Source organism: Azospirillum brasilense, assembly GCF_005222205.1.
Lineage (GTDB): Bacteria > Pseudomonadota > Alphaproteobacteria > Azospirillales > Azospirillaceae > Azospirillum > Azospirillum brasilense_G.
On sequence record NZ_CP032348.1, the window covers coordinates 301295 to 320720 of the forward strand.

Consider the following 19426-nt stretch of genomic DNA (forward strand, 5'->3'; position numbering starts at 1 on the left):
CCTTCAGGCGGGGAGAGGGGATGGGCAGAGGGCAGTCACCAGGTCGGGATGATGGTGCCGTTGAAGCGCGTGTTGATGAAGTCCCGCACCTCGGCGGAGCGGTACAGCTCGATGAAGCGCTTGATCGCCGGGTCCTCGGCGCGGTCCTTGCGGACGGCCCAGACGAGGTGCCATTTCGACTGGTCGTCCTCCAGAACCAGCGCGGTCTTCGGGCTCAGCCCGGCGAGGACCGCGTAGTTCAGCGTGATGACCGAGGCGTCCACGTCGTCCAGCGAGCGCGGAAGCTGGGCGGCGTCCAGTTCCACCAGCTTGATCTCCTTCGGGTTGGACGCGATGTCGGCGATGGAGGTGTTCAGGCCCGCCCCGTCCTTCAGCCCGATCACCCCGGCCTTGGCCAGCAGGAACAGGGCGCGGGCGCCGTTGGTCGGGTCGTTGGGGATGGAGACGCTGGCCCCCTCCTTCAGGTCGGCCAGAGACTGGACCTTCTTCGCGTAGATGCCCATGGGCACGACGATGCTCTTGGCGACCGGAACGATGTCGTAGCCGCGCTGCTTGATCTGGTTGTCCAGGAAGGGCTGGTGCTGGAAGTTGTTGGCGTCGATGTCGCCGGACTGGAGCGCGGCGTTGGGCATGTTCCAGTCGGTGAACTCGATCACCTCCGCCTTCAGACCTTCCTTGGCGGCGATCTTCGCCGTGTATTCCAAGATCTCGCCATAGGGACCGGCGGACACGCCGAGCTTCAGGGCCGCGGCGCCGGCGCCGGTGGAGACGGTGAGAAGGGCGGCGGTGACAATGGACGTCAGAAAGGCTTTCACGGAACGGGTCCTCTATGCGCGGTGTGGAATGGTCGGATCGGGCGCGGGGTCGGTGTGAAATGCGGGCGCGATCAGCGCCGCCGCACGCCGGAGCGCCGGGCCGCCAACTGCTTGGCGGCGCGCTCGGCCTGTCCGACGTTGCGGAAGGTCTGGCGGTCGAGGTCCTTGAAGGACCAGTCGGACACGAAGAAGGTGAAGCCGCCCTGGCCGGCGACGACGATGCCGGCGGACCGGCCCTGGACCTCGATGGCGTAGGCGTTGGAGGTGCTCATGACGGTGTTCTCCCTCGGCCCGCGGCGCTGCGCGCGCGGGTTTCATGCGGATCGGATGCTGGACGGGACGGGTTGGCGCGCTGGGGTCAGCGGCGACACGAGGCGTTGCGCATTCGGCAACACAGGTCCGTCGCGGTGCCGGTCCGATCGGCTGGGGAGGGGAGGGTCATCATGGTCATTCCGGTCACTCCTTCCAGAGTTCCACGACCGGTATCGTGGCGCTTTAGCGTTTGGTGACGCGGCGCAAGCTGGCGATCAAATTGCCGCGGGGCGCCCCCCTTGGGCGTCCGGCTTTTTATCTACAATGAGAGTGGGCATTCGGTCAAGGCGGAAAGTGAATTGAATTTGTGAAAATGCACATATCACTTTTTTAGATTGTGAAATAGGGCGCTCGGCCATGGATGGCCGGGGCTCAGCGCGCGCCGTCCTCGCGCGCCGTCTCCCGCGGGCGGCTCTGCGCGTAGTGCAGCGACAGGGCGCGGATCTGCTCCTCCGTCAGGTTGCGCACGGCGGTGCCCATGATCCTGGACAGCGGCGTGTCGCCGTGCGCGTCCCTCTGCCAGAGGCGGAGCTGGTCGGCGATGTAGCTCGCGTGCTGCCCGTCGAGGCGGGGGTAGCGCGGGTCGCGGTCCTCGCCATGGCAACCGGAGCAGGCCGGCACCCCAGTGTCGCGGTCGCCGGACTCGGCCAGCCGTGCGCCCAGCGCCAGCAGGGCCGGATCGGCGTCGGCGGGCGGCGGCGGGTAGGGCGCCCTCTGCCTTGCATAGTGGTCGGCCAGGGTTCGCAGGATCGGCTCGTCCAGCCCGGCGGCCACCGGCTGCATGATGCCGCTGTGCCGCCCGCCCTCGGCGTAGGCCTTCAGCGCGTGGAAGAGATACGCGGCGTTCTGGCCCGACAGGCGGGGGAAGGCGGCGGCGCTGTCTCCGGGGCCGCCCCCGGCGCCGTCATAGCCGTGGCAGCGCGCGCAGTTGTCCAGCACCTCGCGGGCGGAACCGTCCAGCATCGCCAAGTCACTCAGCGCCGAGCGGTCGCCGTCCGGCGTCGTCTCCCCGAAGGCGAGGCGGCGGTACTCCTCGGCGCTCATGCCGTCGAGCCGGCGCAGGAAGGCGGCCACCGCCCAGGGCTCGTCGTCGCGCGCCTGCGCCGGCCAGGCGGGCATGCCGGCGTATTTGATGCCGTTGTAGGTGATCCAGTAGAGCTGCTTGTCCGTCCAGTCCCCGGCATGGCCCGGCAGGAAGGGCGGGGCGGGCAGCATGTGGCGCGAGATCGGGTTGCGCCCGACGTCCGGCGCGCCGTGGCAGGGGGCGCAGCCGTCCTCGTAATGGCCGGCGCCGCGCCGGATCAGCGCCGGATCGTCGAGGTCGGGCGGATCGCCGACGAAGGCGGCGTGCGTCTCGATGGAGCTGCGCATCGCCATGCTGAAGAACCAGTGGACCGGCGGCCAGTGCTCCTTGCTGGCGGCGATGCTGTAGAGCCCCGACCAGGCGAACAGGAAGCCCCCCACCGCTTGGGCGCCCAGAACCAGCCCGATGATCGTCAGAACTCTGCGCATGGATGGGACGCTCCGCCGGTTGCGAGTGTTTGTTCCCGAGTGAATGCTCCCCCGCTGACCGAAGTTCCGGCGGAACCTGCGGCCTTGCCGTGAGTTTAGCCGTGCAACGACGATGCCCGCCGCCGCGGGCCAACGCCGCGAGGGGGGTGCATGGACCGCAGGTCTGGCCGCAGCGAGGGACGCCGACGGAACTGGCGGAGAGCGGCCCTGGCCGGCGGACTGGGGCTCCTGGCGGCCTGCGAGCGGGGTCCGCAATCCGCGCTCCACCCCGCCGGGCGCAACGCCGAGGCGATCCTCGACCTGACGCTGATTCTCGTCGCCGGGGGCGGGGTCATCTTCCTTTTCGTCATGGCGCTGGCGGGGTACGCCGTCATCGCCCGGCCGGAACGCTTCCCCGGAAGCCGCGCCTGGATCATCGGCGGCGGCCTCGTCTTTCCCATCGTCACGCTGACCGCGCTTCAGGTCTACGAGTTCGCCGTGGCCCGGCAGTTGTCGGACACCGGCGGGGTGGAGCCTCTGCGCGTCGAGGTCACCGGCTACATGTGGTGGTGGGAGGTCCGCTACCCCGACGTAAGTATAGAAGGGGCCGGGGAGGGCGGTGAGGTCCTGCGCAGCGCCAACCGCCTCGTCATCCCGGCCGGGCGCACGGTGGAGGTGGTGGTGACCGCGGCGGACGTCATCCACAGCTTCTGGGTGCCCAGCCTGGGCGGCAAGATGGACATGATCCCCGGCCACGAGAACCGGCTGATCCTGGTCGGCGAGCGGCCCGGCACCTACCGCGGCCAGTGCGCCGAGTACTGCGGCGCCCAGCACGCGCTGATGGCCTTCGACGTGGTGGTGGAGCCGCCCGACCGATTCGAGGAATGGCTGGCCGCCGAGCGCCGTCCCGCCGCCGAACCCGAAGGGCTGCAGCAGGCCGCCGGGCGCGACGCCTTCCTGCGCGCCGGCTGCGGGTCCTGCCACACGGTGCGCGGGACGCCGGCCAACGGGGCGGCCGGGCCGGACCTGACCCATGTCGGCGGGCGCGGCGCGCTGGCCGCCGGGACGCTGCCCAACACGCCGGAGGCCCTGGCCGGCTGGATCGCCGGGGCGCAGCACATCAAGCCGGAGAACCGCATGCCGTCCTTCCCGATCCTGGGCGGCGACGATCTGCACGCCATCGCCGTCTGGCTGGAGAGCCTGAAATGACCCCGCCGCTCGACGATGCCGCCCTGCCCAGCCGCCTGCCGCGCCCGAAGGAGGAGCTGGAGGCGCTGAAACGCGCCTGGAAGCCGACCTCCGGCCTCGGCCTGCTGAAGGAGGTGAACAACAACATCATCGGCGTGATGTACATCGGCACGGCGCTGCTGTTCTTCGTCATCTCGGGCACGCTGGCGCTCGTCATGCGGACGCAGCTCGCCGTGCCGGAGAACGACGTGCTGGGGCACAGCCTCTACAACCAGTTCTTCACCGTGCACGGCACGGGCATGATGTTCCTGTTCGCCGTGCCCATCGTCGAGGCCATCGGCGTCTTCCTGCTGCCCTCCATGCTGGCGGCGCGCGACCTGCCCTTTCCGCGGCTGTCGGCCTTCGCCTTCTGGGCCTATCTGTTCGGCGGGCTGGCCTTCTTCTGCTCGCTGATCTTCGAGGTGGCGCCGGACGGCGGCTGGTTCATGTACCCGCCGCTGACCAGCATGAAGTTCTCGCCAGGCATCAACGCCGATTTCTGGCTGCTCGGCATCGGCTTCATCGAGATTTCGGCCATCGCCGGGGCCATCGAGATCATCGTCGGCATCCTGCGCACCCGCCCGCCCGGCATGACGCTGGACAAGATCCCGGTCTATTGCTGGTCGATGCTGGTCATGGCGGGGATGATCGTCTTCGCCTTCCCGGCGGTGATCATCGCGACCGCGCTGCTGGAGATCGAGCGGGCCTTCGACTGGCCCTTCTTCATCGCGGAGCGGGGCGGCGACCCGCTGCTCTGGCAGCACCTGTTCTGGTTCTTCGGCCATCCCGAGGTCTACATCATCTTCCTGCCGGCGGCGGGGCTGGTGTCGATGATGGTGCCGGCGCTGGCGCAGCGGCCGCTGGTCGGCCACGACTGGGTGGTGGTGGCGCTGGTCGGCACCGGCTTCTTCAGCTTTGGCCTGTGGGTGCACCACATGTTCGCCACCGGCATCCCGCCGCTGAGCCTCAGCTTCTTCTCCGCCGCCAGCATGGCCGTGTCGGTGCCGGCGGGCATCCAGGTCTTCGCCTGGATCGCCACGCTGGGCAAGGGGCGGCTGCAATGGACGGTGGCGACGTGGTTCCTGCTGGGCTTCCTGTTCATCTTCGTGGCCGGCGGCCTGACCGGCGTGATGGTGGCGGTCATCCCCTTCGACTGGCAGGCCCATGACAGCTACTTCGTGGTGGCGCACCTGCATTACGTGCTGATCGGCGGCATGGTCTTCCCGGTCTTCGCCGGGCTGTATCACTGGTGGCCGACGATGAAGGGCACCATGCTGTCGGAGCGGCTGGGGCGCTGGGCCTTCTGGATGATGTTCATCGGCTTCAACGTCGCCTTCTTCCCCATGCATGTCAGCGGCCTGATGGGCATGCCGCGCCGCGTCTACACCTATCCGGGTGATCTCGGCTGGAACGTCCTGAACATGGTCTCCACCGTCGGGGCCTTCGTGATGGCCTTCGGCGTCCTGCTGGTGCTGATCGACATGGCGCGCGACGCCTTCGGCCGGGGGCGCCCGGCGCCGGAGAATCCGTGGAAGGCGGGAACGCTGGAATGGATTCCGAACGACGACTACGCGACGCGCAGCATCCCGCATGTCCGCTCGCTCTACCCGCTGTGGGACAACCCCAACCTGTCGCGCGAGGTGCAGGAGGGCGCCCACTACCTGCCCGGCGCCCCGACCCGCCGGCGGGAGACCATCGTGACCAGCCCGATCGAGGCCCGGCCCCAGTATCTGATGCCGATGCCCGGTCCGCACTGGAGCCATTTCCTCGCCGGGCTGTTCACCGCCGCCCATTTCATCTGTCTGGCCGTGCAGCTCTACTGGGTGTCGCTGGTGCCGGGGGTGCTGGCCATCGCGTCGGTCTTCTGGTGGGTGTGGGGCCTGGACAAGGGGGCCGACCATCCGCCGCAGGACGTTGGCGGCGGGTGGCGCGTGCCGGTCTATCTCCAGGGATCGGAGAATCATTCCTGGTGGGGGACGGCGGTCCTGCTGCTGGTGGACGGGACGGCCTTCGCCTGCCTGTGCTTCACCTACGTCTTCCTGTGGACGGTCAGCCCGGACGTCTGGCCGACAGGCACCGACGCCCTGCCGGGGCTGGGGTGGCTGTTCGGCGAGGCGGCGCTCTGGATCGTGGCGGCGGGCGCGATGCTGCTGGCGAGCCGCGCCGTGGCCCATAACCGCTCCTGGACGATGCGGGGCGCTCTGCTCGTTGGTCTCCTGCTGATGCTGGCCGCCGCGGCGGCCGAGCCCTACAACCACATCGGCAGCGGGCTCGTGGCGTCGGAGAGCGCCTATGGCGCCATCGTCTACATGCTGGCCTCCTGGCAGGTCTTCCACGTCGTGATCCTGGTTCTGATGACTGGCTTCACGCTGGCGCGCTCCTTCGCCGGGCGGCTGCACGCGCGGCGCCGCGTCACCTTCGACAACGTGATGCTGGTCTGGCTCTACACCTGCGGGCAGGGGGTGGTGTCGCTCCTGCTGGTGCATCTGTTCCCGCGTCTGGCCGTGTGAGGCGTGCCATGGAAAAAACGGCGTTCACCGCGACCTTCACCGGGATGATGTCGGCCTTCCTGATCTGGGCGGTCCATTTCGCGGCGGTCTACGGCATCAACGGGCTGATCTGCGCCCGTGCATGGGACGGGGTGGAGCTGTACGGCCACCCCGTCGCGGTGGTTCTGATCCTCGGCGCAACGGCGGTCGCCCTGCTGCTGGCCGCGGGCGTGCTGGCGGCGGCGCTGTGGGGCGCCGCTCCGGGCCGGCGGACCAGCGAGGACCCGCGGCGCTTCATCCGCCTGTTCACCGGGCTCGCCGCCGCGGGATCGCTGGTCGCCATCCTGTGGAATGGGCTTCCTGCTTTGCAGGTGCCGGCCTGCGGCTAGCCCGGCCGCCTCATTCCGGGATCAGGCGACGGTAGAGGTGCCATGTGGCGTGGCCGAGCACCGGCATGACGATCACCAGCCCGACGAAGGCGGGCAGCGAGCCGAGCAGGAGCCCACCCGCCACGATCAGGCCCCAGAGCGCCATGGGTTCGGGATTCCTCAGGGTGGCACGAACGGAGGTGCGGATGGCCGTCGCCACGCCGACGCGGCGGTCCATGAGGAGCGGGAAGCTGACCACGCTGATCGCCAGCACCAGGACCGCGAACAGGAAGCCGACACCCATCCCGAGAACGATCATGCTCCAGCCGGCGCGGGTGGTGAACAGGGCTTGGACGAAGGCGCTCCAGCCCTCCGGCGCCAGCGGGGCGAGGGTCGCCATGTAGATGAGCTGCGCCGCCACCAGCCACAGCAGGAACACCGCCGTCAGGATCGCCCCCATCGCCAGGATCGCCCCGAAGGCCGGGGAGCGCGCCACGCCGAAGGCGTCCGCCCAGGACACGTGCTCGCCCCGCTCGCGCCGGCGGCTCATCTCATAGAGGCCGACCGCGGCGAAGGGGCCGATCAGGACGAAGCCGGAGGCCAGCGGAAACAGCAGGTGCAGCGCGTTCTGGTCGAAGACCACCTCAGCCAGCAGCAGCCCGACCAGCGGGTAGATCAGGGCGATGAACAGGACGTCGGTGCGGCAGGCCATGAAGTCATGGAGCCCCTTCCTCAGCGCGTCGCGCAGATCGTCGCTGCGGATGCGCCGCACGGTCGGCTCCAGCGCCGCCCGCTCCGCCGCCGGCGGGGCGATGGCGTGACCCGCCTCGGCCAGGCCGTGGGACCAGGATTTGAAATGGGCCGCTCCCCATTCCGCAGGGTTTCGGATGGTCATGTCCGTTCCTCCCGAACCGTTCGTTCAGGGAACGCGAGCCCGCCCGTGCCCGGTCGCGGCCTTCGCTGTCGCGGCCCGGCGGTCACAGGAGATCCCGCGCCCCGCCATGCAAGGGATGATACGCCGACGAATGGTTGGCGGCACTGTTCATTGGGGGAGGGGAGGGCGCCGGCTTTTCCGGAACCGGCGCCTGTCCTATTGTCCTTCGCCTCATGGAAACGACACCGGGGATGGGAATGGCGGATAAGGAAGACCGCAAGGCCGTGCTGGCCCGCATTCATGGCAAGGTGCAGGGCGTGTGGTACCGCGGCTGGACCGTGGAGACGGCGAACCGGCTGGGGCTGGACGGCTGGGTGCGCAACCGCGGCGACGGCACGGTGGAGGCGCTGTTCGCCGGCCCGGCGGACGCCGTGGACCGCATGCTGGAGGCCTGCCGCCGCGGCCCCTCCGCCGCCATCGTCAGCGACATCGCCGTCGAACCGACCCGCGATCCCGGCCCGGGCGCCTTCGAGCAGCGTCCGACGCAGTGACGCGGGTGGGATGGCCGGGCGCGGCCGGGCGCGATGGTTAGCGTTCTGTTAGCCATGCGGGGGCTAGGCTGACCGGTGTGGATGAGGGGTCGGATCGCCTTGCCCCCACCCCGGCCCTCCCCCGCTGCGCAGGGGAGGGAGGATGGTCCCCTCCCCTGCGCAGCGGGGGAGGGTTAGGGAGGGGGCACTCGGGTCGGGATGAGCGGCAAAAGGCCAAAATCAGCGCTCCGGCTCCTGCGCGGCACGTTTCTGTCGCTCGGCTTGCTGACGACCGGAGCCGCCTGGGCCAAGGGACCGCTCGACCGGACGGAGCCGGGGCACATGCCGCCGGTGCCGCCCGGCGGCTATAACCTGCCGCTGGCGCCGCCGGTGGTCCAGTACCCCTTGCCGCCGCAATGGGTGACCATCCGCTCCACCCAGGACTGGCGGCACGCCGGCACCTTCGAAAAAGAGCTGAGCAAGGCCTGCGCCGCCCGCCAGTTCCGCGAGCAGACGCCCATGCGCTTCCGCGCCGTCTTCAAGGGGGAGGTCCTGGGCGTCGCCTTCGGCCATGGCCTCAACCTGCACGACCCGAAGAAGCAGGCGAACCGCAAGCTGATCTACCTGTTCCGCAACGGCGACAGCACCGGCTGCACCATCGTGTCGATCACCAACGAGGATCTGCGCGTCCTCAACGACGCGCAGGCCGGCGGGGCGCCGAAGCGGTAGGAGTCATTCCTCACCGGCGGCGCCGCCGAAGACCTCTGCGAAGCTGGCGATCAGGGCGGCGTCCACATCCTCCATGGTGACGAGATGGCCGAGCGCCACGATGGAGGTCACGCCATGCTCGCTGATGCCGCAGGGGACGATGCCGGCGAAGTGGGACAGGTCCGGCTCGACGTTCAGGGCGACGCCGTGGAAGCTGACCCAGCGGCGCACCCGCACGCCGATGGCGGCGATCTTGTCCTCCTGGCCGGGGGCGCCGCCATAGGGCTGCTTGTCCACCCAGATGCCGACGCGGCCGTCCCGCCGTTCGCCACGGATGTTGAAGGCGGCCAGCGTGCGGATCAGCCACTCCTCCAGGTCGTGGACGAAGGCGCGGATGTCGGCGCCGCGCGTCTTCAGGTCGAGCATCACATAGGCCACGCGCTGTCCCGGCCCGTGATAGGTGAACTGCCCGCCGCGCCCGGCCTGATAGACGGGGAAGCGGCCCGGTTCCAGCAGGTCCTCCTCCCGCGCGCTGGTGCCGGCGGTGTAGAGGGGCGGATGTTCCAGCAGCCAGACCAGCTCCGGCGCGGTGCCGGCGCGGATGGCTTCGACGCGCGCTTCCATCTCGGCCAGCGCGTCGGGGTAGGGGACGGGCGTGTCGCTGATGCGCCACTCCACCGCCCTGGCCGGGGCGGGAGCGGCGGCGGGAACGGCATCGCCGATGGCGTCGGGGGCGGGCGGAACGGGGGCGGTGAGGTCGGTCATCCCGACGTTATGAACTTTCTTTGGCAAAAACGCGAGACGCCGCTTGATCGGTCTTCGGGGATCTGCTATTCCCCCGCTCCACCCGATGACGGGAGCGATCCTGACGTCGGTTCTACCAGCCTTGTGCGGTCGTGGCGGAATTGGTAGACGCGCAGCGTTGAGGTCGCTGTGGCAGAGATGCCGTGGAAGTTCGAGTCTTCTCGACCGCACCATCCCCCTGAAACGGGGGATTTGGCAAACAAACGAAAAGCCCGCCGGTCCATCGGACCACAGCGGGCTTTTTCGTTTTCGGGCCGTCTTTCGTTGTCAGGCTGCCCTGTCCAGGCACCTTCCCCTTAGCGGAACTCCACATACTGGTCGAGCGCGACGCGGCGCATGGTCTGCACGATGTAGGGCTGTGCGTTGTGCACCGTCACCAGCCCCTTCGCGTCGCGGCAGCGGTTGGCGAGGACGAACAGCATGCCGATCGCCGCGGAGTCGAGAAAAGTCAGATAGCGCAGGTCGAGCCGCACGTCGGGCCGCGCGCCGATGTCCCAATCCGCCAGCAGGTCGTGGAACTTGCGGCTGTCGTCGTAGGTGAAGCGCCCCGACAGCATGATCCCTTCCTGACCGTCGATGTCGGTGTAGGCGTACTCCATCGTCACATCCGCTGGCCGGTGGTGTCGGTTCTTCTCGGGCTGCGCGAGGTGGAAAGCCCCGCGCGCATTATGGGTGCACGAATTGTGAAGCCCACGCAAGCAATTGCGCGTGGGGCCGGACGCTCCGGAATGGCCCGCCGGACTGGACAAAAGGGCGGCACACCTATATTCGGTGGTCGCCCCGGCGGGAACCCGCGAGGGCTCCCCACCAACCCGCAAACGCCGGTGCGCCATGGTCGGCCGATCGCAGGACCATGCCGTCACGCCGCATTGCCATCGTGAAGGGAGGGTGCCGCCATGCACACCGACCGCCAGGAACCGGATCGTATCCAGGACGATGTGCCGCACCCGGCCGAACGCCCCGACCCGCCCCGCGAGGACGGCGAGGAGGAGCGCGCCTATGGTGTGGAGCCGGAATTCGTCGAGGAGGTCGTCGAACGGCTGCACGCCGGCCGGCGCGACGAGCTGCGGGCCGAACTGGACCGGCTTCATCCCGCCGACATCGCCGACCTGATCGAGCAGCTCGGCCACGACGACCGCGAGGCGCTGATCGGCGTCCTGCGTCCCGACTTCGACGGCGAGGTGCTGAGCTACCTCAACCCCGATCTCCGCGAGGAGATCGTCGAGCTGTTCGAGCCGAAGGAGCTGGCCGCCGCCGTCGCGGAGCTGGACACCGACGACGCCGTCGACGTCATCGAGGACCTGGACGAGGACACCCGGCGCGAGGTGCTGGAGAATCTGCCGGCCGCCGACCGCGCGCTGGTCCAGGAGAACCTGACCTACGACGAGTACACCGCCGGCCGCCTGATGCAGCGCGATCTGGTGGCGGTGCCGCAGTTCTGGACGGTGGGCAAGACCATCGACTATGTCCGAGCCGCCACCGACGAGCTGCCGGAGGACTTCTACGACATCTTCGTCGTCGATCCGATGCACCGGGTGGTCGGGGCGGTGCCGCTGTCGCGCCTGCTGCGCCAGAAGCGGTCGGTGCGCATCGCCGATCTGGTGACGGAGGAGGTCGACACCATCCCCGCCACCATGGACCAGGAGGAGGTGGCGAATCTGTTCCGCCAATACGCCCTGGTCTCCGCCCCGGTGGTGGACGCCGGCGGGCGGCTGATCGGCGTCATCACCGTCGACGACGTGGTCCACATCATCGACGAGGAGGCCGAGGACGACATCGGCAAGCTGGGCGGCGTCGGCGACACCTCGATCTACCGCTCGGTATTGGAAACCTCGCGCTCGCGCATTTCCTGGCTGGGGCTGAACCTGTTCACCGCCTTCGCGGCGGCCGGCGTCATCTCGCTGTTCGAGGCGACCATCGAGCAGATCGTGGCGCTGGCGGTGCTGATGCCGATCACCGCCTCGATGGGCGGCAACGCCGGGACGCAGACGCTGACCGTGGCGGTGCGCGCCCTGGCGACGCGCGAGCTGTCGTCCTCCAACGCGCCCCGCGTGGTGGGGAAGGAGGTGCTGGTCGGGCTGCTCAACGGCGCCGTCTTCGCCACGCTGGTGGGGGCCATCGCCGCGACGTGGTTCGAGCCGATGATCGGCCTCGTGATCGGCTGCGCCATGGTCATCAACCTGTTCGTCGCCGGGCTGTGCGGCGTGCTGATTCCCATCGGGCTGGACCGGCTGGGCGTCGATCCGGCGGTGGCGAGTTCGGTCTTCCTGACCACCATGACCGACGTCATCGGGTTCCTGTCCTTCCTGGGGCTGGCGTCGCTTTTGTTGTTGTAACCAACGAAAAGGGGCTTGCCAAAGGCGGCCCTCTTCCGGATGATCCGGGCATTGGCTGGGGTGCCGTGCGGGATGAGCCCGCGCGGCTGAGATCACACCCATCGAACCTGTCTGGATAATGCCAGCGAAGGGAGCCGCCGCATGGTATCCGCGCCCTCATTTCACTCCGATTCCGCTCTTTCCGTTTCTGGAGGGCCCTCCGTCGCCGTGGTCGGCGCCGGTGTGATCGGCCTGTCCATCGCCTGGAGACTGGCCGCCGCCGGCTGCCGGGTCGAGGTCTTCGACCGCGGCGCCGCCGGCCGGGGCGCCAGCCACGCCGCGGGCGGGATGCTCGCCGCCTGTGTGGAGACAGAACCCGGCGAAGAGAGCCTTCTGCCGCTGACCCGCGCCTCGCAGAACCTGTGGCCCGCCTTCGCGGCGGAGCTGGAGGCCGCCTCGGGCATGGCGGTGGACCTGCGCACCGAAGGCACGATGGTCATCGCGCTGAACGCCGACGACGCGGCCAAGGTGCGCTTCCTGCACGACTTCCAGACCAAGCTCGGCCTGCCGGTGGAATGGCTGAGCGGGGCGGAGGTGCGGCGGCGCGAGCCCTATCTCCAACCCGGCGTGGCCGGCGCGTTGTTCTGCGCCGGCGACCATCAGGTGGACAATCGCAAGGTTGCCGCTGCCCTGCACGCCGCCGCCCTGCGCGCCGGCGCCGTGGTCCATGAGTACGCCGAGGTGTCCCGCATCGAGATCCGCGGCGGCCGGGCCGTCGGCGTCCAGGTCGGGGACCGGCTTTTCGAGGCCGATCAAGTGGTTCTGGCCGCCGGGGCGTGGTCGGGCTGGATCGACGGGCTGTCCCCGGCGGTGCGTCCGCCGGTGCGTCCGGTGAAGGGGCAGATGCTCTGCTTGCGGATGGACGCCCGGCTGCCGCTGCTGCGCCATGTGGTGTGGACCCCCGGCACCTACCTGATCCCGCGGCTGGACGGACGGCTGCTGGTCGGCGCCACGACGGAGGAGCGCGGTTTCGACGACCGCCTGACCGCCGGGGGCCAGTTCGCTCTGCTGGAGGGGGCATGGCGCGCCCTGCCGGGCATCGCCGAACTGCCCATCGAGGAGGCGTGGGCCGGCTTCCGTCCGGGCACCCGCGACGACGCCCCGATCCTCGGCCTCTCGGAGGTGGAGGGGCTGGTCTACGCCACCGGGCACCACCGCAACGGCATCCTGCTGACCCCGGTCACCGCGGATTCGGTGGCGCGGCTGATCCTGACCGGGGAGGCCGATCCGGTGATCCGCCCCTTCGCGCTCGACCGCTTCGCCCAGCCCAAGGGGGCCGCGGCATGAGCGCCCGCATCCGTGTGAACGGGCGGGAGGAGGATCTCGCCGCCCCCACCGTCGCCGCCCTGCTGGCCGGGCGGGGAATCGCCGCGGGCACGCGCGGAGTCGCCGTCGCCCTGAACGGTGCCGTCCTGCCCTCCCGCCGCTGGGACGAGACGCCACTGTCCGCGGGCGACGCCCTGGAGATCATCCGTCCCGTGCAGGGCGGCTGACCTTCTCGCCCGCCGCGCCTCTTGATCGGTACTCCCGCAAAGGCGGCGCCCAATCCCTCTCCCGTCCCGGGAGAGGGTGCCCGCGCAGCGGGCGGGTGAGGGTCGTGCAAGGATCAAGGCGCTGATACTCGGCGGCACCCTCACCCTTCCCACGCTTCGCGTGGGTCCCTTCCCTCTCCCGGGGCGGGAGAGGGCATATCAATCATCAAGGAAACACCCATGAACGACACGCTCACCATAGCGGGCCGTGAGTTCCGCTCGCGCCTGTTTCTCGGCACCGCCGGCTATCCGAACCAGCAGGTCATGCTCGACGCGCTGGGAGCCAGCGGCAGCGAACTGGTCACCCTCGCCATCCGCCGCATCAGCCTGGACGGCTATTCGGAGAGCCTCGTCGACGTCATCGGCGACCGCGCCGGGCTGCTGCCCAACACCGCCGGCTGCCTGACTGCCAAGGAGGCGGTGCTGACCGCTCAGCTCGCCCGCGAGGCGCTCGGCGTGGACTGGATCAAGCTCGAGGTTATCGGCGACCGCGAACTGCTCTATCCCGATGTCGAGGAGCTGCTGCGGGCGACCGAGGAATTGGTGGCCGACGGTTTCACCGTTCTGCCCTACTGCAACGACGATCCGGTGACCTGCCGCAAGCTGGCCGACCTGGGGGCGGCGGCGGTGATGCCGCTGGGCGCCTTCATCGGCTCCGGCCTGGGCATCCGCAACCCGCACGCCATCGAGACGATCTGCGCGCGCAGCCCGGTGCCGGTGGTCCTGGACGCCGGGATCGGCACGGCGTCGGACGCCGCCCTGGCGATGGAGCTGGGCTGCGCCGCCGTCCTGCTGAACACCGCCGTGTCGAAGGCGCGCGATCCGGTGCGCATGGCGGCGGCGATGCGCGACGCGGTGGCGGCGGGGCGGGCGGCCCGTCTGGCCGGGCGCATGCCGAAACGCGCCTTCGCGGAGGCGTCGAGCCCGCAGCTCGGCTTGATCGGAACGTAAGGCTGGCGCAGGGTAGGGGCCGCCCGAACACAATCAGAGAGACCCGAGACGTGCCCAAGACCTTCGAACCGCGCGATCCGGACTGGGAGGCGCGCTGCCGCGCCGGCTTCGAGCGCCAGCCGATCTGCAAGACGCTGGGGATCGAGCTGACGCGGCTGGAGCCCGGCTTCTGCGAGATGCGCCTGCCGTTCCGCGCCGACCTGACGCAGCAGCACGGTTTCTTCCACGCGGGCATGGTCAGCACGCTGGCCGACAACGCCGGGGGCTACGCCGGCTACACGCTGATGCCGGCGGGCAGCGAGGTTCTGGCGGTGGAGTTCAAGGTCAACCTGATGTCGCCGGCCAAGGGCGAGGTGATGATCGCCCGCGCCCGCGTGTTGAAACCGGGCCGCACCCTGACCGTCACCAGCGTCGAGATTTCGATGCTCGACGGTGGGGTGGAGAAGGACTGTGCCATCATGCAGCAGACCCTGTTCTGCCAGGCCCCCGCCTGACCCGCCCCAACTTTTTCCGTCCGATCCAGGAGGTTCGCATGCCGCTGTCGCGTCTTCTCGGTGCCGCGTTGATCGCGGGCGCCGCCACCGTCGCCCTGGCCCAGCCGGCCTTCGCCCAGAAGAAGGAGCCGCCGGCCTGCGGCGCCGTGTCCTTCCGCCCCATCGCCCCCGGTGCGCCGGACGGCGAAACCGACGCCGGCCTCTACAAGTCCCGATTCGGCAAGATCGAGGTGAAGGCCGAGGTGAAGGGCGGGCAGGCCACCAACTACTACATGGTGCTGAACGGCAAGCGCGTCGACGCGTCGGCCAACCCGCCCAAGGCCGCCGATTCCTGCCTGAAATCCAAGAGCGTCAAGCTGCCCTACCAGAAGCAGGCGGCGGGCGCCTGCACCGGCAACCGCTTCCGCGTGGTCATCGACCGCTCCGGCAAGCAGCCGGTGGCCCTGTTCTTCGGCCTGCACGGCGACGACTGGGCCTATTGCAGCGGCACGACGCTGGACAAGGGCGCCTGACGAGAGGCTTCGCGACCGGGAGACCGCGCATGACCGGCACCATCGCCCATCTGTTCGCCGCGGGGCTGTTCCTGCTGCTGACGCATTTCGGCATTTCCAGCACGCCGCTGCGCGCGGCGCTGGTCGGACGGCTGGGCGAGAAGCCCTATCTCGGCCTCTATTCGCTGGTCTCGGCGCTGGCCTTCTGGTGGCTGGTGGCGGCCTGCAACGCGGCGCCCCATGTGCCGGTGTGGCCGCCCTCCGGCGGGCTGGCCTGGGTGCCGGTCCTGCTGGTGCCGGTGGCGCTGTTCCTGCTCGTCGCCGGGCTCACCACCCCGAACCCGACCTCGGTCGGGCAGGAGAAGCTGCTGACCGGCGACCGGGAGCCGGTCCGCGGCATCCTGCGGGTGACGCGGAACCCGTTCCTCTGGGGCGTCGGGCTGTGGGCGGTCGCCCATATGGTGCCGAACGGCGATCTCGCTTCCCTGATTCTGTTCGGCACGCTCGCCCTGCTGGCGCTGGGCGGCAGCGTTCTGATCGACACGAAGCTGGCGCGGCGGCTGGGGGCGGCGTGGGAGCACTACGCCGCCCGCACCTCGAACCTGCCCTTCGCGGCGATCCTGGCCGGGCGCCAAAGCCTCGTCTGGCGGGAGATCGGCTGGTGGCGCCCGGCGGTGGCTTTGCTGCTTTACGGCGGGCTGCTGCACCTGCACCGGATGCTGTTCGGCGTGTCGCCGCTGCCCTGGTGACGGTCAGCTTTCACGTTTAGCCCGCCACGCTCAGAACGTCATGCCGCGCACCTGATCGCGCAGCGTGTTGCGGGCGGTGTCGGCCTCCTTGCGGGCGGTGGCCAGCTCGCGGGACAGGCCGTCCAGGCGGGTTTCCTGCTCGCCCATCTTGGCGATGGTCCGCTTGAACAGGTCGCTGTCGCGCGGCAGCGTGGCGAGGTTCTGGCGCAGCCGCTCCTGCTCCTTGCCGATCTCCGCCTGTTCGCGCTCCAGGTCGGCGACGCGGCGCTCCTTGTCGGCGACGGCGCCGCGCAGGGTCGCGACCTTGCCCAAGGCCTCGCGCGCCGCGGGCGGCAGCTCCGTGGAGGAGGCGTAGGCCCGCACCTGCTCCGGCGACATCTCCGAGATGCCGAACCGTTCGATCCGCGGGCGCTCCAACGCGACCGACAGGGTCACCGTCTGGCCGGCGGGCACCGCCACCGGGAGCCGGTAGGCGTCGGCCGTCAGGTCCGGGGCGGCCCCACCCGAAGGCTGCACCAGCTCCCAGCCGGAACGACGCGGATGCTCGACGATGACCGTGCGGTCCTCGCCCGCCGCGCCGGCGATCCGGTAGGTGGTGGTCTGGCGGTCGGTCACGGTCAGCTGCAGCACCCCGTCGGCCAGGGTGGCGCGGGACAGGGTGCGGCTCGGCTGCTCGGAGCGGTCCACCGTCACCGCCTGATCCACCGCGAAGCTGAGGATCCGGCTCTCGCCGGCCGGCAGGGTGGCCAGCCGCGCGTCGCCCACATAGGCGGCGGCCCCGCCAATCCGTTCATAGAGCGTCAGCACGCCCGGCGGCAGGCCGGTCTCTCCCGAGTCGCCGTTGCTGAGGCGCAGCGCGGCCAGCGGATGGCGCGGCTGGGTGTTGGGCTGGTAGAGCGACAGCCGCTCCGCCGGGATGGCGCGGGCGGTGATCGGCATCATCATCGTGCCGCCGTTGGCCAGGGTCACCGGCTGCGGGTAGCGGAACAGCACCTGCGCCGTCGCCTCCGTGCTCTCGGCGGGGGTGGTCTCCGCCGCCCGCTGGGGCATCGCGCCGGCGAAGGGCGCGCTCATGGCCGGTGCGGGGGCCGGCGGGGGCGGGGCGGCCATGGCGGTGGGGGCGCCGGACTCGGCGGCGGCGCGGGAGCGGACGGCCGAATCCTGCGCCTTTGCCATCACGTCGGCGGCCACGGCCCCCTCGTCGGGGGGCGGCAGGACGCGGCCCAACACCTCCACCGGCACCTCCGGACGGTTCACGAAATAGGCGGAGTAGAGCGCCTGCCGGAAGGTGACCGGATTGCCCGACGCCACCGACAGCTCCACCCCCTTCCAATCGTCGCCGCTGAGATTCTCCAGCACGGCCCAGCCCTGCAGGTCGCCGGTGCCGCCCTCGGTCCCCTTCGCCGATCCGGGCGCCGATTCGGGCAGGGTCAGGCGGTAGGTCGCCTTCCACAAGGGGGCCGCGACCACATAGGCGACGCGTACGGTGCGCTCGGCGCCCGCGTCCGCCTGCGGGGCGGTGGTGCGGATGGTCAGGCGCCGCCGCTCCTTGCCCGCCGCTCCGGCGACGGCAGCCAGCGCGGAGTCGAGCTGCGCCTGCACCCGCGGGTCGGCGAAGCGCAGGGAATCGGTCTCCTCCAGGACGAGCTGGCGCAGCCCCTCCGCCGTCATCAGGCTGACGCGGTTGCGGGTGACGGTGCCGCCGCCGTTGGGAAGCTGGGTGTATTCCTCGGTCACCGAGAGCAGGCGTCCCGACACCGCGCGGGAGCCGCTGGTCTGCACCTCCGCCCCCTTCATGGCGTTCAGGAGCGCGGTGGGGGAGGCGAGATCCTGCGGCGTGAAGGGCAGCTCGCGGAAGGCGGTTTCCAGCGGCTCCTGACCCGGCAGGTCCACCGTGCCGATGCCGCCGCGGTCGTCGTAGACCACGATGCTCTTCAGCACGTCGTCCACCTGGTCGCGGCGCACCTCCAGGGTCAGGGCCGCGTCGCCGGAGACGCGCGCCTCATGCTCGAAATAGCCGACGCCGCCGGTGGACAGCAGCACCCGCTTCAGCGCCAGCGCTCCCGGCGGCTGGTCCGCCGCCAGGGCGGGCGCGGCCAGCAGCGGCACGGCGAGGGTGAAGAGGGCGGCTTTCGTGATCCCGGACATGCGGGTTTCTCCCATTATGGACGATTGGGCGTTCTTGGCCTGACGCAGAGGGCCTGACGGATTGGGCCCGGCTTCCTGGCCCGGCTTACGCTTGGATTTGGGAAAGATTTGGGCAGACGGAAAGACGCAAACCGCGCCGACATGCCGCGGAACCGCCGCCGGTCAGGCTTTGTGCGGGTTCGGCCCTCTGTGACATAAAGGCGCCAAGATGGTTCTGCTGACGATCAAGAACACGAACAACAAGGGAGGGAAGCGCCATGGATCGTGGTGGGAGCAAAGCCGAAGGGATGCCCGGTGGCTGGTGGGGCAACGATGCGCGGGCGCTTGTGGCAGGGAGTGCGGGCGCACCGGACCGGCGCTGGGTGTTCGTGTCCGGCACCTCCGGCTTCGACGCCGAACGCCGGGTGATGGCCGGCGATGTGGAGGAGCAGGCGCGCCAGACCCTGCGCAACATCCGTGGAGCGCTGCGGCGGTCGGCGGCGGATTTGTCGGACGTGGTGCGGATGCGGGTCTATCTGGCGGATGCCGCCGACTTCGCCCGGGTTCAACCGATCCTGGGGGAGGCGTTCCGCGACCGCCCGCCCATCGGCACGACCATGGTCTGCCCGCTCGCCGACCCACGGATGAGGATCGAGATCGAGGTCACGGCCCGCTGCTGAGTGCTTCTCCGGTCCGGCTCACGCGTCGCCGACCAGCGTGCGCGCCGATTCGATGTGACGGCGGGCCTCGCTCAGCAGCGCGCGATGCTGGGCCAGCGCTTCGCGGATCGGCAGGCGGTTGTTGTAGACGCGCACCTCGTTCAGCAGGCGGTCGGCGCGGTCGAGATGGGCCATCCGTTCCAGGCACTGGTCGAGCACGAGCATCGTCATTCCCCTTCGGTGCGGGCTTTTGCCTTTCGCCTCGCGGCTGAGAGGAATAAACCAACCTGTGATGACCGCGTGATTTCAGGAAACCGGCTTTTTCGTTTCGATCGCGCGGCAGGATGTTTCAGCCGATTCACCCATCGGTCGTGCGGCGAGTGCCTGTTACCGGCTTGTAACCGATTGCGTGCACCCACGGCGGTGAGCT

The 19426-nt window shown here is 69.9% G+C and carries 21 protein-coding genes, 1 tRNA gene and 1 riboswitch; of the genes, 14 read left to right on the plus strand and 8 right to left on the minus strand.

The window, feature by feature from the left end:
• Window positions 1–35: 35 nt before the first annotated feature.
• The 3 genes from D3869_RS27315 to D3869_RS27325 all read right to left on the minus strand — a co-directional run bounded on the left by D3869_RS27315 (window position 36) and on the right by D3869_RS27325 (window position 2639).
• Entirely contained in the window at window positions 36–815 is a 780-nt protein-coding gene (locus D3869_RS27315; protein ID WP_137142859.1) for a MetQ/NlpA family ABC transporter substrate-binding protein, read from the minus strand.
• A 71-nt stretch (window positions 816–886) separates the two neighbouring features.
• Window positions 887–1087, minus strand: coding sequence for a hypothetical protein (locus tag D3869_RS27320; RefSeq protein WP_040138044.1), 201 nt, complete (start codon window positions 1085–1087; stop codon window positions 887–889).
• Between the two features lie 412 nt (window positions 1088–1499).
• A complete protein-coding gene (locus D3869_RS27325; RefSeq protein ID WP_137142860.1) occupies window positions 1500–2639 on the minus strand; it encodes a c-type cytochrome in 1140 nt (379 codons plus the stop codon).
• 150 nt (window positions 2640–2789) lie between these two features.
• Here D3869_RS27325 and coxB point away from each other — a divergent pair, with 150 nt between their 5' ends.
• Genes coxB through D3869_RS27340 form a run of 3 tightly spaced genes read left to right on the plus strand, consistent with a single transcriptional unit; the run spans window position 2790 to window position 6723 of the window.
• A complete protein-coding gene (coxB, locus tag D3869_RS27330; protein WP_137142861.1) occupies window positions 2790–3827 on the plus strand; it encodes a cytochrome c oxidase subunit II in 1038 nt (345 codons plus the stop codon).
• Window positions 3824–6355 (plus strand): cytochrome c oxidase subunit I, encoded by a 2532-nt coding sequence (gene ctaD, locus D3869_RS27335; RefSeq protein WP_137142862.1) that lies wholly within the window; start codon window positions 3824–3826, stop codon window positions 6353–6355. Before coxB ends, ctaD begins: the two co-directional genes overlap by 4 nt.
• An 8-nt stretch (window positions 6356–6363) precedes the next feature.
• Complete coding sequence (locus D3869_RS27340) at window positions 6364–6723, plus strand: hypothetical protein (protein ID WP_137142863.1); 360 nt, start codon at window positions 6364–6366, stop codon at window positions 6721–6723.
• 10 nt (window positions 6724–6733) lie between these two features.
• Here the strand turns inward: D3869_RS27340 and D3869_RS27345 are convergent, their stop codons facing one another.
• On the minus strand, window positions 6734–7597 hold the full coding sequence (locus D3869_RS27345) for a DUF2189 domain-containing protein (protein ID WP_137142864.1): 864 nt from the start codon (window positions 7595–7597) through the stop codon (window positions 6734–6736).
• 236 nt (window positions 7598–7833) lie between these two features.
• Here D3869_RS27345 and D3869_RS27350 point away from each other — a divergent pair, with 236 nt between their 5' ends.
• On the plus strand, window positions 7834–8127 hold the full coding sequence (locus D3869_RS27350; RefSeq protein WP_137117925.1) for an acylphosphatase: 294 nt from the start codon (window positions 7834–7836) through the stop codon (window positions 8125–8127).
• Between the two features lie 261 nt (window positions 8128–8388).
• On the plus strand, window positions 8389–8835 hold the full coding sequence (locus tag D3869_RS27355) for a hypothetical protein (RefSeq protein WP_247896057.1): 447 nt from the start codon (window positions 8389–8391) through the stop codon (window positions 8833–8835).
• A 3-nt stretch (window positions 8836–8838) separates the two neighbouring features.
• Here the strand turns inward: D3869_RS27355 and lipB are convergent, their stop codons facing one another.
• Window positions 8839–9579 (minus strand): lipoyl(octanoyl) transferase LipB, encoded by a 741-nt coding sequence (gene lipB, locus D3869_RS27360; RefSeq protein ID WP_137117926.1) that lies wholly within the window; start codon window positions 9577–9579, stop codon window positions 8839–8841.
• A 125-nt stretch (window positions 9580–9704) separates the two neighbouring features.
• Between lipB and D3869_RS27365 the strand changes: the two genes are divergently transcribed.
• Window positions 9705–9791 (plus strand) — tRNA-Leu (locus tag D3869_RS27365).
• 123 nt (window positions 9792–9914) lie between these two features.
• Here D3869_RS27365 and D3869_RS27370 read toward each other — a convergent pair.
• Window positions 9915–10217: an STAS domain-containing protein gene (locus D3869_RS27370; protein ID WP_040138053.1), complete on the minus strand. Its 303-nt coding sequence runs from the start codon at window positions 10215–10217 to the stop codon at window positions 9915–9917.
• 297 nt (window positions 10218–10514) lie between these two features.
• Here D3869_RS27370 and mgtE point away from each other — a divergent pair, with 297 nt between their 5' ends.
• From mgtE to D3869_RS27410, 7 genes are all read left to right on the plus strand, one after another.
• Window positions 10515–11954, plus strand: coding sequence for a magnesium transporter (mgtE, locus tag D3869_RS27375; RefSeq protein WP_137117927.1), 1440 nt, complete (start codon window positions 10515–10517; stop codon window positions 11952–11954).
• Between the two features lie 46 nt (window positions 11955–12000).
• Window positions 12001–12104, plus strand: a riboswitch (TPP riboswitch).
• Window positions 12096–13280, plus strand: coding sequence for a glycine oxidase ThiO (gene thiO / locus D3869_RS27380; protein ID WP_137142865.1), 1185 nt, complete (start codon window positions 12096–12098; stop codon window positions 13278–13280). Its footprint overlaps the riboswitch before it by 9 nt.
• Window positions 13277–13486 (plus strand): sulfur carrier protein ThiS, encoded by a 210-nt coding sequence (thiS, locus tag D3869_RS27385; protein WP_014199889.1) that lies wholly within the window; start codon window positions 13277–13279, stop codon window positions 13484–13486. The genes thiO and thiS overlap by 4 nt, the downstream gene beginning before the upstream one ends.
• Before the next feature lie 201 nt (window positions 13487–13687).
• A complete protein-coding gene (locus D3869_RS27395) occupies window positions 13688–14476 on the plus strand; it encodes a thiazole synthase (protein ID WP_432613446.1) in 789 nt (262 codons plus the stop codon).
• A gap of 50 nt (window positions 14477–14526) precedes the next feature.
• A complete protein-coding gene (locus tag D3869_RS27400) occupies window positions 14527–14970 on the plus strand; it encodes a PaaI family thioesterase (RefSeq protein WP_014199887.1) in 444 nt (147 codons plus the stop codon).
• 38 nt (window positions 14971–15008) lie between these two features.
• Entirely contained in the window at window positions 15009–15482 is a 474-nt protein-coding gene (locus tag D3869_RS27405; RefSeq protein WP_137142868.1) for a hypothetical protein, read from the plus strand.
• Window positions 15483–15511: 29 nt separating this feature from the next.
• Entirely contained in the window at window positions 15512–16210 is a 699-nt protein-coding gene (locus D3869_RS27410; protein WP_137142869.1) for an NnrU family protein, read from the plus strand.
• A 30-nt stretch (window positions 16211–16240) separates the two neighbouring features.
• On the opposite strand, the gene D3869_RS27415 is transcribed toward D3869_RS27410, so the two are convergent.
• Window positions 16241–18358 (minus strand): hypothetical protein, encoded by a 2118-nt coding sequence (locus D3869_RS27415; protein ID WP_137142870.1) that lies wholly within the window; start codon window positions 18356–18358, stop codon window positions 16241–16243.
• Between the two features lie 257 nt (window positions 18359–18615).
• Between D3869_RS27415 and D3869_RS27420 the strand changes: the two genes are divergently transcribed.
• Window positions 18616–19017, plus strand: coding sequence for a Rid family hydrolase (locus D3869_RS27420; RefSeq protein ID WP_137117934.1), 402 nt, complete (start codon window positions 18616–18618; stop codon window positions 19015–19017).
• Between the two features lie 18 nt (window positions 19018–19035).
• On the opposite strand, the gene D3869_RS27425 is transcribed toward D3869_RS27420, so the two are convergent.
• A complete protein-coding gene (locus D3869_RS27425; RefSeq protein WP_247896059.1) occupies window positions 19036–19227 on the minus strand; it encodes a hypothetical protein in 192 nt (63 codons plus the stop codon).
• Window positions 19228–19426: the final 199 nt, after the last annotated feature.

Bases quoted from the DNA above. Each gene is read 5' to 3' on its own strand.
- D3869_RS27320 (WP_040138044.1), bottom strand. From the start codon at position 1,087: ATGAGCACCTCCAACGCCTACGCCATCGAGGTCCAGGGCCGGTCCGCC.
- D3869_RS27325 (WP_137142860.1), bottom strand. From the start codon at position 2,639: ATGCGCAGAGTTCTGACGATCATCGGGCTGGTTCTGGGCGCCCAAGCG.
- coxB (WP_137142861.1), top strand. From the start codon at position 2,790: ATGGACCGCAGGTCTGGCCGCAGCGAGGGACGCCGACGGAACTGGCGG.
- ctaD (WP_137142862.1), top strand. From the start codon at position 3,824: ATGACCCCGCCGCTCGACGATGCCGCCCTGCCCAGCCGCCTGCCGCGC.
- D3869_RS27340 (WP_137142863.1), top strand. From the start codon at position 6,364: ATGGAAAAAACGGCGTTCACCGCGACCTTCACCGGGATGATGTCGGCC.
- D3869_RS27345 (WP_137142864.1), bottom strand. From the start codon at position 7,597: ATGACCATCCGAAACCCTGCGGAATGGGGAGCGGCCCATTTCAAATCC.
- D3869_RS27350 (WP_137117925.1), top strand. From the start codon at position 7,834: ATGGCGGATAAGGAAGACCGCAAGGCCGTGCTGGCCCGCATTCATGGC.
- lipB (WP_137117926.1), bottom strand. From the start codon at position 9,579: ATGACCGACCTCACCGCCCCCGTTCCGCCCGCCCCCGACGCCATCGGC.
- D3869_RS27370 (WP_040138053.1), bottom strand. From the start codon at position 10,217: ATGGAGTACGCCTACACCGACATCGACGGTCAGGAAGGGATCATGCTG.
- mgtE (WP_137117927.1), top strand. From the start codon at position 10,515: ATGCACACCGACCGCCAGGAACCGGATCGTATCCAGGACGATGTGCCG.
- thiO (WP_137142865.1), top strand. From the start codon at position 12,096: ATGGTATCCGCGCCCTCATTTCACTCCGATTCCGCTCTTTCCGTTTCT.
- thiS (WP_014199889.1), top strand. From the start codon at position 13,277: ATGAGCGCCCGCATCCGTGTGAACGGGCGGGAGGAGGATCTCGCCGCC.
- D3869_RS27405 (WP_137142868.1), top strand. From the start codon at position 15,009: ATGCCGCTGTCGCGTCTTCTCGGTGCCGCGTTGATCGCGGGCGCCGCC.
- D3869_RS27410 (WP_137142869.1), top strand. From the start codon at position 15,512: ATGACCGGCACCATCGCCCATCTGTTCGCCGCGGGGCTGTTCCTGCTG.
- D3869_RS27415 (WP_137142870.1), bottom strand. From the start codon at position 18,358: ATGTCCGGGATCACGAAAGCCGCCCTCTTCACCCTCGCCGTGCCGCTG.
- D3869_RS27420 (WP_137117934.1), top strand. From the start codon at position 18,616: ATGGATCGTGGTGGGAGCAAAGCCGAAGGGATGCCCGGTGGCTGGTGG.
- D3869_RS27425 (WP_247896059.1), bottom strand. From the start codon at position 19,227: ATGACGATGCTCGTGCTCGACCAGTGCCTGGAACGGATGGCCCATCTC.